This window comes from Anaerolineaceae bacterium oral taxon 439, assembly GCA_001717545.1.
Lineage (GTDB): Bacteria > Chloroflexota > Anaerolineae > Anaerolineales > Anaerolineaceae > Flexilinea.
On the sequence record CP017039.1, the window covers coordinates 1364177 to 1379707 of the forward strand.

Annotated in this window: 14 protein-coding genes; 8 read left to right on the forward strand and 6 right to left on the reverse strand. The window is 56.5% G+C overall.

Annotated elements, in window-relative coordinates:
• Positions 1–131: 131 nt before the first annotated feature.
• From BEQ56_06165 to BEQ56_06175, 3 genes are read left to right on the forward strand one after another with little or no spacing between them, the layout of a single operon-like run.
• Positions 132–1694 (forward strand): heme ABC transporter ATP-binding protein, encoded by a 1563-nt coding sequence (locus BEQ56_06165; GenBank protein ID AOH43098.1) that lies wholly within the window; start codon positions 132–134, stop codon positions 1692–1694.
• Positions 1691–2974 carry a hypothetical protein gene (locus tag BEQ56_06170; protein ID AOH43099.1) on the forward strand — a complete coding sequence of 428 codons (1284 nt, stop codon included), beginning with the start codon at positions 1691–1693 and terminating at the stop codon, positions 2972–2974. Before BEQ56_06165 ends, BEQ56_06170 begins: the two co-directional genes overlap by 4 nt.
• Positions 2974–4257, forward strand: a complete 1284-nt coding sequence (locus BEQ56_06175) for an ABC transporter permease (GenBank protein AOH43100.1) — start codon at positions 2974–2976, stop codon at positions 4255–4257. Before BEQ56_06170 ends, BEQ56_06175 begins: the two co-directional genes overlap by 1 nt.
• 89 nt (positions 4258–4346) lie before the next feature.
• Here the strand turns inward: BEQ56_06175 and BEQ56_06180 are convergent, their stop codons facing one another.
• From BEQ56_06180 to BEQ56_06195, 4 genes are all read right to left on the reverse strand, one after another.
• Positions 4347–4688 carry a hypothetical protein gene (locus BEQ56_06180; protein ID AOH43101.1) on the reverse strand — a complete coding sequence of 114 codons (342 nt, stop codon included), beginning with the start codon at positions 4686–4688 and terminating at the stop codon, positions 4347–4349.
• A gap of 33 nt (positions 4689–4721) precedes the next feature.
• On the reverse strand, positions 4722–5801 hold the full coding sequence (locus tag BEQ56_06185) for a hypothetical protein (GenBank protein ID AOH43102.1): 1080 nt from the start codon (positions 5799–5801) through the stop codon (positions 4722–4724).
• A gap of 218 nt (positions 5802–6019) precedes the next feature.
• Entirely contained in the window at positions 6020–7648 is a 1629-nt protein-coding gene (locus BEQ56_06190; protein AOH43103.1) for a chaperonin GroL, read from the reverse strand.
• Between the two features lie 38 nt (positions 7649–7686).
• Complete coding sequence (locus BEQ56_06195) at positions 7687–7974, reverse strand: co-chaperone GroES (protein AOH43104.1); 288 nt, start codon at positions 7972–7974, stop codon at positions 7687–7689.
• 227 nt (positions 7975–8201) lie between these two features.
• Between BEQ56_06195 and BEQ56_06200 the strand changes: the two genes are divergently transcribed.
• Complete coding sequence (locus BEQ56_06200) at positions 8202–8930, forward strand: tRNA (guanosine(37)-N1)-methyltransferase TrmD (protein ID AOH43105.1); 729 nt, start codon at positions 8202–8204, stop codon at positions 8928–8930.
• A gap of 104 nt (positions 8931–9034) precedes the next feature.
• On the opposite strand, the gene BEQ56_06205 is transcribed toward BEQ56_06200, so the two are convergent.
• Positions 9035–10150, reverse strand: a complete 1116-nt coding sequence (locus BEQ56_06205; protein ID AOH43106.1) for a tRNA guanosine(34) transglycosylase Tgt — start codon at positions 10148–10150, stop codon at positions 9035–9037.
• A 3-nt stretch (positions 10151–10153) separates the two neighbouring features.
• A complete protein-coding gene (locus BEQ56_06210) occupies positions 10154–10549 on the reverse strand; it encodes a hypothetical protein (GenBank protein ID AOH44431.1) in 396 nt (131 codons plus the stop codon).
• A gap of 160 nt (positions 10550–10709) precedes the next feature.
• Between BEQ56_06210 and BEQ56_06215 the strand changes: the two genes are divergently transcribed.
• The 4 genes from BEQ56_06215 (at position 10710) to BEQ56_06230 (ending at position 15527) form a co-directional block, all read left to right on the forward strand.
• Complete coding sequence (locus tag BEQ56_06215; GenBank protein ID AOH43107.1) at positions 10710–11333, forward strand: GNAT family N-acetyltransferase; 624 nt, start codon at positions 10710–10712, stop codon at positions 11331–11333.
• A 175-nt stretch (positions 11334–11508) separates the two neighbouring features.
• Positions 11509–13113, forward strand: coding sequence for a CTP synthase (locus tag BEQ56_06220; protein ID AOH43108.1), 1605 nt, complete (start codon positions 11509–11511; stop codon positions 13111–13113).
• A 174-nt stretch (positions 13114–13287) separates the two neighbouring features.
• Positions 13288–14262, forward strand: coding sequence for a hypothetical protein (locus BEQ56_06225; GenBank protein ID AOH43109.1), 975 nt, complete (start codon positions 13288–13290; stop codon positions 14260–14262).
• Positions 14263–14465: 203 nt separating this feature from the next.
• Positions 14466–15527 (forward strand): ABC transporter permease, encoded by a 1062-nt coding sequence (locus tag BEQ56_06230; protein ID AOH43110.1) that lies wholly within the window; start codon positions 14466–14468, stop codon positions 15525–15527.
• Positions 15528–15531 lie beyond the last annotated feature (4 nt).

Here is a 15531-nt window from a genome sequence, read left to right on the forward strand (position 1 = left end):
TCCCGCCCTTTTTCAATCGGCCATATGGACGGATCTTGAGAGTTGGGTCGAAAAACATCGACATTTTCGAAAAATCAAACTATAATTATTGAATGGAAATATAAGGGCTTCCAGTCGGTAAAATATTACGGATGAGGAGTAGAAAAATGCCTCCGGTATTGGAATTAAAAGGGATTACCAAGCGGTTTCCCGGCGTCCTGGCCAACGATCATATCGATCTGCGCCTGGAAAAAGGAGAAATTCTGGCGCTTCTGGGCGAGAACGGCGCTGGAAAATCGACGTTGATGAATATTCTGTATGGGCTGTATCAGCCGGACGAAGGCGGTTTCAAGATCAATGGCCAATCGATCCAGATTCACGGGTCGATGGACGCGATTCGCGCTGGAATCGGCATGGTTCATCAGCATTTCATGTTGATTCCCGTGTTCACAGTGACGGAGAACGTCATGCTGGGCGAGGAATCGGTTCGCATGGCGGGAGTTCTCGACCGTCAGTCCGCTGCCAAACGGATTACCGAAATCGCGGATACGTATGGGCTGAGCCTGGATCCGAACGCGTTCGTCAAAGACCTCCCGGTCGGAATCCAGCAGCGCGTCGAAATCGTCAAGCTTCTTTATCGCAACGCGAATATCCTGATTTTCGACGAGCCGACCGCGGTTCTCACGCCGCAGGAGGCTGACGACCTGTTCCGCGTCATGAAGTCGCTGACCGATCAGGGTAAATCGATTATTTTTATTACGCATAAGCTTCGGGAAGTTCTCGAATACTCTGACAGGATTATGGTCATCCGGCGCGGTAAAGTCGTCGGCGAGGCGCTCCCGAAGGAATCGGATCAGGCGTCCCTGGCGTCGATGATGGTCGGGCGATCGGTGAATATTGAAAGCGATAAAGCCCCCTGCAAGCCGGGCGAGCCGGTTCTTCGTGTCAACGATCTTTACGTCAGCGACAATACGCGGACGGTTACCGTTCATGGGATTTCGTTCGAAATTCGCGCCGGCGAGATTTTAGGCGTCGCCGGCGTTCAGGGCAACGGACAGACCGAGTTGGAGGAAGCGGTAACGGGAATGCGCGATCCCGACGCGGGGACGATCGAATTCCTGGGGCGTCCATACGCGAGGCTTCAGCCGCGGAAATTTGTCGAAATGGGCGGAGCGCATGTTCCAGAGGACCGACAGCGCGACGGCCTGATCCTGGGGTTCTCGGTTGAAGACAATCTGATGCTTTGTACGTATTATAGGCCGCCGTTCTCAGTTAACGGAATTTTCGATCGCGGGGAAATTTCCGAGAACGCGCTGGAGCTGATCGAGCGGTTCGACGTCCGCCCGCCGCATCCGCTTAACGCGGTCGGGAATCTTTCCGGCGGCAACCAGCAGAAGGTCATCGTCGCGCGCGAGTTATCGCGTGGAAATAAGCTGATCGTCGCGTCGCAGCCGACGCGCGGCCTCGACATCGGTTCGATTGAATATATTCATGCGCAGCTCGTCCGGCAGCGCGACGAGGGCTGCGCCGTGCTGCTGATTTCGTCCGAGCTGGACGAGATTATGTCGTTGGCGGACCGCGTTCTTGTCATGTACAAGGGGCAGGCGATGACGCTGGTAGATCGCGACAAGACGACGAAAGAGAAGATCGGGTTATACATGGCGGGCGTCATGGACCCGTCCGAGAAGGCAGATTCCCACGAGGTCGAATCATGAGCAATACATTTTCATCGAGCGAAAAAAAGTTAAGTACCGGCGGCGTCCGTCCGGAAAACGGTTTGAGGCCTGAAAAGAAAAGAGGCTGGCTCTATCGGTTCTGGCAGGCGATTCGGATTCCGTTCCTGGCAATTTTCAGCGGTCTTCTTCTGGGCGCGATTTTTATCGCCGTTACCTCGACGCCCGTTTACATGGCGTTCAGGAACGGTTTTGGTCCCGGGATGCGCGCTGTCTTCGCGACGATCGGCGACGCTTACAGCGCGTTATTCCAGGGCGCGTTCGGCGATCCGGGAAAGATTGTCGAGGCGATCCGGAACGGCGAGAAGGTCAGCCGCGCGTTTAAACCGATTTTTCAGAGTTTGGTCGAGACGACGCCGTACCTGTTTACCGGGCTGGCGTTAGCGCTGGGTTTTCGCGCCGGCGTTTTTAATATCGGCGGCGAGGGCCAGATTTATATCGGCGCGGTTCTGGCGACGCTCGTTGGGACGACCGATTTGGGGTTGCCCCCGGCGCTGCATATGACGGCCGCGATCCTGCTCGGCGTGATCGGCGGGGCGGTCTGGGGCTTCGTTCCCGGTTGGTTGAAAGCGAACGCCGGGTCGCATGAAGTAATCAATACGATTATGATGAATTATATTGCGCTTCGGTTGGTTGAATTTCTCCTGACCGGGCCGATGACAAAGACGGGCAGCGGCGGGATGCCTACGTCGAACGGGATCCTCGAATCGGCGCGGATCCCGCTCGTCTTCGCCCGTCCGTTGACGCTGCATTGGGGTTTTTTCCTTTCGATCGTGATCGCGATTCTGGCGTGGTTCCTGTTGTTCAAGACGAAATGGGGCTTCAACTTGCAGATCGCCGGCGCGAATAAGCACGCGGCAAAGTACGCCGGACTGAACGTCAAAGTGTGGATGGTGCTGGGTATGACGCTGTCCGGCGCGCTTGCCGGGCTCTGCGGCGCGGTTCAGGTCCTGGGTGTGACCTATTCGATGGGTCTGGGGGTTTCGGCCGGCTATGGATTTGACGCGATATCGCTGGCGCTGTTGGCGAATAACAATCCTCTGGCCTGCATCCCGGCGGCATTCCTGTTTGGGTTCATGAAAAACGGGTCGCGCGCGATGATGAGTCGGACGGGAATTCCGATCGATATCGTATCGATTATTCAGGCGTTTATTTTGGTCTTCATCGCCGCACCGGCGATTATTCGGACGATTTACCGGCTGCGTGGGGATTCGAAAACCGATTCGAAAGCGGTTAGCGTATCCGGATTTGGAGGTAACTGATGAGTCAGCGCGCTGCTTCTGTGGTTGAAAGTTCTATTCATGCGCATTCGCGGTCTGTCCGCGACCGGATTATCGGAGCGTTGCTTGTATTTTTCGCGGCGGTGATCTATTTTGCGTTTACAACGGCTTCGACCCCGTCGACAATCTCAACGTTTATCATGGCCCCTGGCGGGGCTACGCGTGGGGTCATGGATGATTTGGCGCTTCCTTCCCGCGCGATCCTGATCGGGATTACCGTCGTTTTGGCGCTTTTGGGTCTCTGGCTCCTGACGTTCGGGTCAAAAGGGCGATCGAACGCATTTCTCGTCGCTGGCGGCGTCGGGTTGATTCTGGCGTTTCTGGTTTACGTTTCGTTCGATAAGCGGCTGAATTTCGCGAGCCTGTTTAACTCAGCGTTGACGATGTCGGTTCCGATCGCGCTCGGCGCGCTCTCCGGGATCCTTTCGGAGCGCTCCGGGATCACGAATATCGCCGTCGAAGGGTACATGCTGATTTCGGCGATGGTTGGGTCGATCGTCGGGTCGGTAACGAAGAATATCTGGCTTGGCGTGCTGGCTGCGATGCTGTCGAGCGGGCTGCTCTCCGGCGTTCATGCCTGGTTATCGATTCACTACAAGGTCAACCAGGTCATCTCCGGTACCGTTATTAATATTTTTTCTCTGGGATTGACCTCGTATATCTCGTCCATGTACTTGCAGAATATTCAGGCGCTGAATAAAACGCCGCGCTTTCCGACCGTCTCGATCCCGCTCCTGGCCGATATTCCGTTTTTCGGCCCGGTTCTCTTCAGCAACAGCCTTCTCGTGTTTGGGATGCTCCTGCTGGTACTGGCGTTTAACTTCCTGCTGTTTAAGACGCGCTGGGGACTTCGCCTCCGCGCAGTGGGGGAACATCCGAAAGCCGCGGATACGCTCGGCGTCAACGTTTTCAAAACGCGTTACATGGCGGTTATTTTATCCGGTTTGATCGCGGGCATTGGCGGCGCTTACTTCTCGCTGGGTTCGGTCGGCCGCTTCGACGAAGGGATGACCGCTGGGAAAGGGTTTATTTCTCTGGCGGCGATGATTTTCGGCGGATGGAACCCGATTCCGTCGTTCCTCGCCGGCGTTCTTTTCGGGTTTGCTGACGCGCTGGCGTCGGCCGTCTCGATTCTTGGCTCGCCGATTCCAGGGCAGTTTATTAACATGCTGCCTTACGTGATTACGATGGTCGTTCTGGGCGGCGTCGTTGGGAAGGGCGCGACCGGGCCGGCGGCGGCGGGCGTCCCATACGAAAAAGAATAGCTTTTCCTTATTATTCTTTATAAAAGAAGACGGCGGGCATATTTCCAATCGCGCCCGCCGTCTTCTTTCAGTATTGCGCTGGGAAAAACTCAGGCTCGTCCGAAGTCGTCCTCAACCCGAACGATATCGTCCTCAGGGCAGATACCGAGCTGCGTTTCAATCAGGACGAGCGTTTCGGCGGTATTGTTTTCGATCCGGTGCCGCTGTTCCTTTTCGATCCGGACGACGTCGCCGGCGCTTACCTGGAAGCGTTTTTCGCCGAGCGTCATCAAGCCGGAGCCCTGAACGATGACCCAGACTTCGGCGCGCTGATGATGGTACTGGAGCGAAAGGCGCTTTCCGGGAAAAACGAAAATCCGCTTCACGCGGTACGACGGTTCAAACAGGTATTCTTCCCATCGGCCCCACGGGCGATTATCGAAATCGATCATGTCGTTTGGTCTCCTCTATTCGTTTTGGGGGTACTAACTCGAAATGGAATCGCGGAATATCGCGTTCACCGCGATCCGGTTGCAGAGGTCCGCATACGCGATTCCGGCCGTGGCGGCTTCTTTCGGGAGCAGGCTCCCGGGCGTCATTCCCGGCAGCGTATTCGCTTCAAGGCAATACGCCGTTCCGCCGTCGTCGACGCGAAAATCGATTCGGGAATAATACCCAAGCCGGAGTCCCTGATGGATCCTGAGCGCTTTGGATTGAAGGGCGGCGCTGAGCTCGTCGGGAATCTCCGCGGGGCAGATCTCGCGCGTCCGTTCGCTCTGATATTTCGATTCATAGTCGAACCAGCCGGATTGCGGGATGATCTCGATCGGGGGGAGCGGCTTTCCGTCTAAGATACCGACGCTGAATTCGCGTCCGGATATGAACCGTTCGATCAGGACGTCGCCGTCGCTCCCGGTTTTATCGGACGTCGTCGCGACGCGAATCGCCTCGGCGCATTCCGCTTCATTGTTCGGGATACTCACGCCGATACTCGATCCGCCGCGCGGCGGCTTTACGACGCAGGGGAAGCCGATTTTCTCGCGGACTCCGGCGAAGTCGATCTCCTCGATCGTTCTGTAATAGAGCCAGTCCGGCGTTTCACAGCCAAGCGAGCGGATCAGGTTTTTCGAAAGCTGCTTATCCATCGCGATCACGCAATCGGCAAAATCGGACCCGGTATACGGGATCCCGAGGAGGTCGAAGGCGGCCTGAAGCTGACCGTTCTCTCCGGCGGCGCCATGGAGCGCGATAAAGGCGACGTCCGCCGCCCGGCAGAGGTCTAAGACATGCACGCCGAAATAGCCGGATCCGTTCCGGATCCGGTTTTCGCGGAGTCTCGCCAGGTTCGGCGGCGTTCGCGGAACCTGATAAGCATAATCCTGATAATCTGGACGCGCCAGGAAAAGCGATTCGGGCTCCCGATCGAGCTCCGGAAGCCCGAGCCAGACGTCGACGAGCGCGACGGCGTGGCCGGCGTCGGCTAAGGCGTTACTGATTTTGCAGCCGGAAGCCCAGGAGACATCTCGTTCTCCGGAATTCCCTCCGGCCAGTACAGCGATTTTCATCAGCAAAAATTTCCTTTTTGATTTCTCAATTTCCCGCGGTTAAAGGTTTCTCAGCCGCAAAGTTATTGTATCACCCTGACGAAATGAGGCGGAGGCGGCGAATTCAAACGGTGACCCGGGGAGGCGCGCGGAAGAGGACGGGGAAAGCCGGACAGGTAAACGAAAGAGACCGCGTGGCGCGGCCCCTTTCATGATTTTCGTATAGATACGAACGAAGATTAATATTCGGGCATCTGCGGAGCGGCAGGTTTCGCCGGTTCCGGAATTTCGGTGACCAGAGCTTCGGTCGTCAGGATCATCGCGGCGATCGAGGCGGCGTTTTCGAGCGCGCCGCGCGTGACCTTCGCCGGGTCGATAATACCGCCGTCAACCATGTCGATATAGCTGTCTTTGAGGACGTCGTAGCCGATCTGCTTCGATTTCTTCGACTTCTGCTGCGCGCGGATGTTGCTGGCGATAACGGAGCCGTCGCGTCCGGCGTTCTCCGCGATTTTCTTCATCGGGCAATCCAGCGCTTTGCGGACGATATTGATCCCGGTCTGGATATCTTCGTTGCGGTCCTTGAGGTCGGCGATCTTGCTCATGGCGTTGACGAGCGCAACGCCGCCGCCCGGGACGATCCCTTCTTCAACCGCGGCGCGCGTCGCCGAGAGAGCGTCTTCGACGCGATGTTTCTTTTCTTTGAGCTCGACTTCCGTCGCCGCGCCGACGCGGATAATCGCGACGCCGCCGGAGAGTTTCGCTAAGCGTTCCTGAAGCTTTTCGCGATCGTAATCGCTCGTCGTCTTATCGATTTCGGCTCGGATCTGGTCGACGCGGGCCTTAATTTCGTTCGCGTCGCCGCGACCGCCGACGATCGTCGTATTTTCTTTATCGGAAATGACCTTTTCGCAGCGGCCAAGGTCGGAAATCTGGACGGAATCGAGCTTTCGCCCGGTTTCTTCGCTGATGACCTGAGCGGCGGTCAGGATCGCGATATCCTGGAGCATCGCCTTCCGCCGATCGCCGAAGCCCGGCGCCTTGATCGCGAGGACGTTGAGCATGCCGCGAAGTTTGTTGAGGACGAGGGTCGCGAGCGCTTCGCCGTCGATATCTTCGGCGATAATAACGACGTCGCGTTTCCCGGTCTGGACGAGCTTTTCGAGGATCGGGACGAGATCCTGCGCGGCCGAGATCTTCTTATCATGAATCAGGATATACGGATCGCTGATAACGGATTCCATCTTGTCGGTGTCGGTCATGAAATACGAGCTGATATACCCGCGATCGAATTTCATTCCTTCGACGTACTCGGTTTCGAATTCAAGCCCCTTGGATTCTTCGACGGTGATCACGCCGTCTTTCCCGACTTTGTCCATGACGTCGGCGATCAGGTTCCCGATATGTTCGTCCTGCGCCGAGATCGTGGCAACGTTGGCAATATCGGTCTTGGTCGTGACTTCGATCGCCTGATCGCGGATATCTTCGGCGACGATCTTCGCGGCGACTTCGATCCCGCGCTTGAGCATCATCGGATTCGCGCCGGCGGCTAAGGTTTTCAGCCCTTCTGTAACGATTGCGTGCGCCAGGACGGTCGAGGTCGTCGTTCCGTCGCCGGCGATGTCGTTCGTTTTCGCGGAAGCTTCTTTCAGCAGCTGAGCGCCCATATTTTCGAACGGATCGGGTAATTCAACTTCCTTCGCGACGGTCACGCCGTCGTGGGTAATCGTCGGAGAACCGAATTTCTGCTCGATCGCGACGTTCCGGCCTTTCGGACCCAGCGTCGTCGAAACCGCGTTCGCGACTGCGTCGATACCGATCTTAAGTTTATTTCGAGCGTCTTCACCGAATAATAATTTTTTTGCCATGATACTTTATGTCCCTTCGTTGTTTTTAGAAAAAAGAATTATTGAACGATCGCGAGAACGTCGGATTCGCGCAGGATAAGATATTTCTTTCCGTCCATCTTGATCTCGGTTCCGGAATATTTCGCGAAAAGAACGACGTCGTTGACATGAACGTCCGGAGTGACGCGTTCGCCTTTATCGTTGCGTTCGCCTTCGCCAACGGCGAGAACGGTCGCTTTCTGGGGCTTTTCTTTCGCGGTTTCCGGTAATACGATCCCCCCGGCGGTGATATCCTGTTCTTCGATCGGTTCAACAACCAAACGATTTCCCAACGGTTTTAAGTTCATTACAGTCCTCCATCCAATATTTTTGGCTTTTTCCCAGTTTTAGCACTTAAAAGCTTGAGTGCTAACGGTTGCTCCAATCATACAGGTTCTGAATTTGAATGTCAAGCGTGTTTAAGCGTTTCTAATAAAACTCTTACAAGCGTTTCACCGGTTTTTCCGCCTGGACGGGACCGCATGAGTTTTCCGGGAAACGCCGCGGCGGGCGGGAAACTAGTAGAATAGAAGGCATGAAGTTCGATATCTTTACGCTTATTCCGGAAGCTTTTCCGGCTTACCTTTCTTCGAGTATCCTGGCCAGGGCGATCGAGAATGGGATTATTTCCGTCGACGTTCATAATATCCGCGATTGGGCGACAGATAAGCATCATATTACGGACGAACCGCCGTACGGCGGCGGGGGCGGGATGGTCATGAAAGTCGAGCCGGTTTTCGACGCGGTCGAATCGGTTCTGGGGACGCCTCCCGATTGCCCGGTTGTCCTGCTGACGCCGCAGGGGCGCGTTTTCGATCAGCAGGCCGCGCGTCAGTTCGCGCGGCTACCGCGTCTGGCGATGATCTGCGGCCGATATGAGGGGTTCGACGAACGGATCCGGACGCACCTCGCGACGGACGAAATTTCGATCGGCGATTTTGTCCTGACCGGCGGCGAGCTTCCCGCGCTGGCGATTCTCGACGCGGTCAGCCGCAACCTTTCCGGCGTCTTAGGCGACCCGGACGGCGCGTTCGACGATTCGCATGCGCAGTTCCTTCTTGAATACCCTCACTATACCCGTCCGGCGGTTTACCGCGGATGGGAGGTCCCGGATGTGCTGCTGAGCGGGAACCATGCGAAAATCGCGGCGTGGCGTCGCGAGGAATCGCTCCGGCGGACGCGCGCGCGCCGTCCGGAGCTGCTGGAGCGAGCGGAGCTCAGCGAAGCGGACCGGAAGTTCCTCCGTGAATTAACCGACGACTGACGATTCTTACGGTACAAATCATATCAGAGGCTTTCATTGCCTGGCAATGCATTGCTTTTTTTCTGCGGTACGCGCTTTCGCTTCGTTCCAGCTATTCATTCCCGTTACGGTTTCAACGGGTAGTTCGCTAAAAACGCATCTGCGAATTGATCGTAGGTCCCGGCGAGGATCGCTTTTCGCGCGTCGCGAACGATCGTGATCAGCGTATGGATATTATGAATCGAGAGGAGCGTCCCCGACAGGTTTTCCCTGCAGCGGAACAGGTGATGAATATACGCGCGGCTATGGTTCCGGCAGGCGTAGCACTGGCAGCCTTCGACGAGCGGCCGCGGGTCGTCGCGGTACTGGCGATTGACGAGGTTCATCTGTCCCCGGCGGGTCATCGCCGCGCCATGGCGGGCGAGGCGCGTCGGCAGCACGCAGTCAAAGATATCGACGCCGCGGCGGATTCCCTGAACGAGGTCTTCCGGCGAACCGACGCCCATCAGGTAGCGCGGCCTGGCTTCGGGAAGGATCGGCGTCAGCGCGTCCAACGTCGCGATCATTTGCGCCTTGGTTTCGCCGACGGAAAGTCCGCCGATCGCGATCCCGGGCGTATTCATTTCAGAAACGAACGCCGCCGACCGTTCGCGCAGGTCTGCGAAAACGCCTCCCTGGATGATCCCGAAGAGCGCCTGATCCGGGCGTTTTTTCGCTTTCAGGCAGCGTTCCAGCCAGCGGTGCGTCCGGTTCATCGCGGCGACGTTATAGTCGTAGTCGAGCGGCGGGGCGCATTCGTCAAACGCCATGATAATATCCGAACCGAGATTCTCCTGGATCGCGATCGATTTTTCCGGGGTGAAGCGATGGGTCGAACCGTCGAGATGCGACCGGAAGGTGACCCCCTGTTCGTCGATTTTCCTCAGCTCGTTCAGCGAGAAGACCTGAAACCCGCCGGAGTCGGTCAGGATCGGCCCTTTCCAGTTCATGAAGCCATGGACGCCGCCGAGCGAAGCGATGAGTTCGTCGCCGGGGCGGAGATAGAGATGATACGTGTTGTTCAGGATGAATGAGATGTTTTCGGCTTCGAGCTGGCTGGCGGTCAGCGATTTTACCGTCGCCTGGGTTCCGACGGGCGCGAAGACCGGCGTCTCGATCGGTCCGTGCGGCGTGTAAAAGACGCCGGCGCGGGCGTTCCCATCCCGTCCGATCAGGTCGAATTCAAAATTTTTCTTCGTCATCGCTCAGCGTCCGATTCGAGGTCTGGCTTCGGCCTTCGCGAGAAATTCGTCGGACCTGACGATGAAACGTTCATGCGTCCCTTCGCCGATTTTTCCGGAATCGTCGAACGCTTCGACGCTGAACGAGATTTTTTTTCGATCGACGGCGGCGACAACGGCGACGGCGCGGATTTTCGCGCCGATCGGAGAGGCCGCTATATGGCGAACGTCGATCTCCGTTCCGACCGTCGTCGAGCCGGCTTCAAGACAGGGCTCGACGGCGCGCCACGCGGCTTTTTCCATCAGCGCGATCATCGCCGGGGTCGCGTAGACAGCTAAGCCGCCGGAGCCGACCGCAGCGGCGACGTTGGTTTCATTGACGGTTTCGATTTCCTCAAGGGTGCGTCCGATTTCGATCATAAGGATTTTCTCCGGATTCGAATTATATCGTATATTCGCCGTGGAAAAATCCGGGCCGCGAGGAATCACCGGATGCGCGTCCGCGGCGGCGAAGCCATGGGAGAATCGTTTATAATGGCTGAGTTAGAATAAGCTAACCATGGCGCAGAAGGAGATTGCTATGATTAAACTGCAAGGCTTGTCGGACGATGAGCTCGGATTGATTTCGCGTCAGATCGCGAATGTCTTTTATGATTATCCATATCCGGCGGAAAGCCGGGGCTTGTGCGCGTTCCTGCCAGAGTGGGACCGGATGCTGACGTATATTGACGGGATCGTCCGGGCGGGGTATCGCAGCGGGCTGTTGTATACGACGAGCGAGAAGCGGGAAGGATACCTGATGATGACCTGCTCGAAAGGCGATTCGGTCCGCTTTCTGGACGGGATCAGGATGATCCTGGCGATGAAGAAAGCATTGGGCGGGTGGAAGGAGCTGATCCGGTTTATCCGGGCTTTTTTAAGAAATGGAGGGACGTTTGAACTCCGGATGCGGAAGGCTAAACGTGATTTCATCAAGGTCGATTTACTGGCCGTTCGAGCTGAATACCAGAAGCAGGGTTTTATGAAGCGGATGCTGGAATTCGCTTTCGGACTGGCGGCGGAGCGGGGCGTTCCTGTCATTCTGGAGACCGACGATCGGGATAAATGCGAACGGTACATGCATTATGGGATGAAGGTCGATAGGAGCCGGGAAGTCGCCGCAGGTGTGCAGGTGTATGATCTGATCTGGGAGGGAAATCGTTAACCGTCCCGGGTCCGGTCGCTGCGCAGGAAATCGGCGGGGAGATCGCCGCGAACGTTTTCGGATATATTTTTCGCCGATTGGATTATGATTAACGCGGACCGTGGCCGGAGGCAGGCTTCGGAACGGGTCAGACCGCGCAGGATGCGGATCATTCAACAAGAGGCGAAGGGATCAGATGACAAAATTTATTTTTGTAACCGGCGGGGTCGTATCCGGACTCGGAAAAGGGATAACTGCCGCGTCGTTGGGGCGTTTATTGAAGGCTCGCGGGATAAAAGTCATGGCGCAAAAGTTAGACCCGTATATTAACGTCGATCCGGGAACGATCAGTCCGTTCCAGCATGGCGAGGTTTTCGTCACGGAGGACGGGGCGGAAACCGACCTGGACCTGGGTCATTACGAACGCTTTATTGACGAGAACCTGAATCATTTTTCAAATCTGACGACCGGGAAGGTCTACTGGAACGTTTTGAATAAAGAGCGGAGCGGCGAGTATCTCGGCCAGACGATTCAGGTCATTCCGCATATTACCGATGAAATCAAGAATTTCATTTATTCTGTCGGGAAGATGTCGGCGGCGGATATCGTTATTACCGAGATCGGCGGGACGGTCGGGGACATGGAAAGTCAGCCGTTTATCGAGGCGATCCGCCAGATCGGGCTCGAACTCGGCCCGGACAACGTTTTATGTATTCACGTGACGCTCGTTCCGTATCTTTCCGGATCCGGGGAGCAGAAATCAAAGCCGACGCAGCATTCCGTCAAAGAGCTTCAGAGTCTGGGGATCAATCCGCGGATCATTGTTTTACGCTGCGACCAGCCGATCGAATATGGCATTAAGCAGAAAATCTCAATGTTCTGCAATGTGAAGCCGGACTGCGTGATCGAGAACGATACGGTTTCGGTTCTGTACGAAGCGCCGATGATGCTGGAGAAGGCGCGGTTCTCTGAGATCGTCTGCCGCGAGCTGAAGATATCGCCGACGTTCAGCGACATGAGCGACTGGGAGCGCATGCTGGGGCGGATCGCCGCCTGCAGGCAGGAGGTCAAGATCGCGCTGGTCGGTAAGTATGTCAAGCTGCATGACGCGTACTTATCGGTCATGGAAGCGCTTCAGCATGGCGGTTACGAAAACGGGGCCAAGGTCAAAATTGAATGGGTCGACTCGGAAACGGTCACGCGCGAGACGGTCAAGGAGATTTTCACCGGCTGCGACGGGATGATCATTCCCGGCGGGTTCGGGAGCCGCGGGATTGAGGGCAAGATTATTTCCGCCCGTTACGCGCGGGAAAATAATCTTCCGTATCTGGGGATCTGCCTTGGGATGCAGATCGCCGTGATCGAGTACGCGCGGAATGTCGGCGGATTGGAGGGGGCGAACTCGACTGAGTTCACGGAGCGGACGGCGCATCCGGTGATCGATTTCATGCCGGACCAGACGTCGGAGACGGCGAAGGGCGGGACGATGCGGCTGGGGGCGTACCCCTGCTCCGTCCTGCCGGGGACAAAGATGTTTGAATGCTACGGGCGCGAAGAGATTTCCGAACGCCACCGTCACCGCTATGAATTCAACAACGCGTACCGCGAGCGGCTGACGAACGCCGGACTGCGAATCAGCGGGACCTCCCCCGACGGACGGATCGTTGAAACGATTGAGATACCGGAAAATGATTTCTTTGTCGGAGTGCAGTTTCATCCGGAATTCAAGAGCCGCCCGAACCGCGCGCATCCGCTTTTCCGCGGATTGATCGCCGCGGCGAAGAAAAAAGCGTATCAGTAGGATCGGCACGGGAAAATCGCTCCTCCTTTCCGCTCAGGATATTCAGCGACATATGTCATGGGTTTTATTATTAACATAACGATAGAACCTATGACAATTATGTGATATTCGTTTCGTTTTTTTTTGTATACTGAGTATTAAGAAACGCCTTTTTTTTGAGCAGAAAGGAAGTGTATGATGAAAAAGTTGCTGTTTCCTGTCGCCGTCTTTTCCTGCCTGATTTTTTTGCGGGCGGCGTTCGCGCAGGGACCGGACGAATCGGCTGAGCCGATGCGGATGACGGTTCCGTTTCGCGGCGATATCGTGATCGAGATGGAATCGCTCGAAAATACGGATGAAGCGCTGACGCTGACGCTGCTGTACGGCTCCGGCGATCCGGCGGAGGATCGGGTCTGCGAATTTGTTGACGGGGAGACGGAAGCGGGAGAAATCAACGTGTCGGATTGCGGCGCGGTCCGGATGATTTACCGGTATGCGCCGTCGCCGGTTCCGGCCGACAGCCCGATTTTATTTGCGCTGGTGAAGTTCTGGGACGTTCAGAAGCTTCGATTCGCGAGTTCGGACGCCTTTCCGGACGACGGAATCGTCAAGCGCGCGGATTCCGGATTTCGGGTTGCTTTCTTCGGCGACGACGGTCAGAAGCTGGCGGAAGCGCTGAAAGACGCGCCGTATTATATCAGCGAGGACTACGAACCGACTGTGAACCGGACGAAAATGGAGCTGCGGAAAAAGCCGTCGGATAACGGCCTGCTTTTTCAATATCAGATCCGCCGGATCAATGAATTCGTGTATCCGACGGCTTACGACGGACAGCTTTGCGCTTTCAGCGACGCCCCCACGGCGTTTCAGGGGAGCAACGTGGTTCTCGACGGAAGGGTCCAGCTCGCGAGCGGCGGCGGATGCGATGAAGAAGATTCGCTCTCGGCGAATCGATTTGACGGGCCGGATATCGGTTGGATCGAGGATTATATTTTCGCCGACCCGAAGCTTCGCCAATCGGACCAGATCATCTTCGAATATGTCAGGCCGGACCTGAAATTCGCGTATCTGAACCCTGAGAACCGGACGGTTCATCAGTGGGATACGGAGACGGAAACGATCCTGAGCTTTGCGGTTGCGTTGACGGAAGAGGCGTCCCCGATTCCATAATCGCCGCCGGAGTTTTTACCTGATCAACGCCTTCTCCTGACCGGGAAGGCGTTTTCAGTCTGACTTTGCCGTTTCCGGATTCGCTATTTGTCTATGTCTTATTACATTCGTCATGGATGATTGATATATGTCTTCCGGTTCACGAACTGAAAGATCCATGCTAAGATTAGTTGTCAAACAACTTGTTGATTGCGGAGTGGACTATGACAATCGCGCGTACAATCCTACGAATCGGCGTTTCCGTTTTCTCGATTCTGCTGGCGATGCTGACCGGGGCGATCCTGATTCTCCTGATCGGGAAAGACCCGATCCTTGCGTACGGGTTCCTTTTCCGCGGTGCGTTCGGAAGTCTTCCATCGATCGGCGAAACGATCGTGAAGGTTACGCCGCTGATTTTTACAGGTCTGGCGGCGGTTTTCTCGTATCAGTGCGGGATGCTGAATCTGGGGATCGAGGGGCAGTTTATCGCCGGCGCGATCGCGGCGAACTGGCTTTCGACGATCGTTCTTCCGTTTACCGGCGCGGCGAATATGATCCTGAGCCTGATTGGCGGGATGGCGGCCGGGGCGGTCTGGGGCGCGATTCCCGGACTGTTGAAAGCGTTCCGGAACCTGAACGAGATGATTATCGGGATTCTTCTGAACTATGTCGCGCTGCTGTTCATGGGTTATTTATATGCGGGCCCATTGATGGAAGCGAACATTCCGCAGACAGCGGCGATCGAGCCGGCGGACCGCCTTTCGCGGATCCTGCCGCCGACGCGGGTCCATGCCGGGATCCTGATCGCGCTGGCGGTACTGATCCTGATTTATTACTATTTATATAATACGGCGAGCGGCTTCCGTTTGCGCGTTGTCGGGAACAACCCGGTCGCGGCGCTGGTGAACGGGCTGCCGGTCAAGCGGATGACCGTAATTTCGTTCGTCGCGTCCGGCGCGATTTCGGGGCTTGGCGGCGCGGTCGAGGTTCTGGGCGTGTCTTACCGCCTGATGGGCGGGTTTGGCGCCGGGTTCGGGTTCGACGGCGTCGCGATCGCGCTCATCGGGCAGCTCAACCCGATCGGAACGGGATTTGTCGCCTATCTCTTCGCGGTGCTTCGCGTCGGCGCGAATACGATGCAGGTCGGGGCGGGGATTCCTTCCGCGATCGTCGACGTCGTTCAGGCGATTATTATTATCTTCGCGGTCGGCGCGGCGGCTTTCGTCAGCCTTCCCGAATTTCAGCAGCTGACCGCGCGAATTTTCAGGAAAAAACAGGGGGCGTAAGCGG

Bases quoted from the DNA above. Each gene is read 5' to 3' on its own strand.
- BEQ56_06165 (AOH43098.1), top strand. From the start codon at position 132: ATGAGGAGTAGAAAAATGCCTCCGGTATTGGAATTAAAAGGGATTACC.
- BEQ56_06170 (AOH43099.1), top strand. From the start codon at position 1,691: ATGAGCAATACATTTTCATCGAGCGAAAAAAAGTTAAGTACCGGCGGC.
- BEQ56_06175 (AOH43100.1), top strand. From the start codon at position 2,974: ATGAGTCAGCGCGCTGCTTCTGTGGTTGAAAGTTCTATTCATGCGCAT.
- BEQ56_06180 (AOH43101.1), bottom strand. From the start codon at position 4,688: ATGATCGATTTCGATAATCGCCCGTGGGGCCGATGGGAAGAATACCTG.
- BEQ56_06185 (AOH43102.1), bottom strand. From the start codon at position 5,801: ATGAAAATCGCTGTACTGGCCGGAGGGAATTCCGGAGAACGAGATGTC.
- BEQ56_06190 (AOH43103.1), bottom strand. From the start codon at position 7,648: ATGGCAAAAAAATTATTATTCGGTGAAGACGCTCGAAATAAACTTAAG.
- BEQ56_06195 (AOH43104.1), bottom strand. From the start codon at position 7,974: ATGAACTTAAAACCGTTGGGAAATCGTTTGGTTGTTGAACCGATCGAA.
- BEQ56_06200 (AOH43105.1), top strand. From the start codon at position 8,202: ATGAAGTTCGATATCTTTACGCTTATTCCGGAAGCTTTTCCGGCTTAC.
- BEQ56_06205 (AOH43106.1), bottom strand. From the start codon at position 10,150: ATGACGAAGAAAAATTTTGAATTCGACCTGATCGGACGGGATGGGAAC.
- BEQ56_06210 (AOH44431.1), bottom strand. From the start codon at position 10,549: ATGATCGAAATCGGACGCACCCTTGAGGAAATCGAAACCGTCAATGAA.
- BEQ56_06215 (AOH43107.1), top strand. From the start codon at position 10,710: ATGATTAAACTGCAAGGCTTGTCGGACGATGAGCTCGGATTGATTTCG.
- BEQ56_06220 (AOH43108.1), top strand. From the start codon at position 11,509: ATGACAAAATTTATTTTTGTAACCGGCGGGGTCGTATCCGGACTCGGA.
- BEQ56_06225 (AOH43109.1), top strand. From the start codon at position 13,288: ATGATGAAAAAGTTGCTGTTTCCTGTCGCCGTCTTTTCCTGCCTGATT.
- BEQ56_06230 (AOH43110.1), top strand. From the start codon at position 14,466: ATGACAATCGCGCGTACAATCCTACGAATCGGCGTTTCCGTTTTCTCG.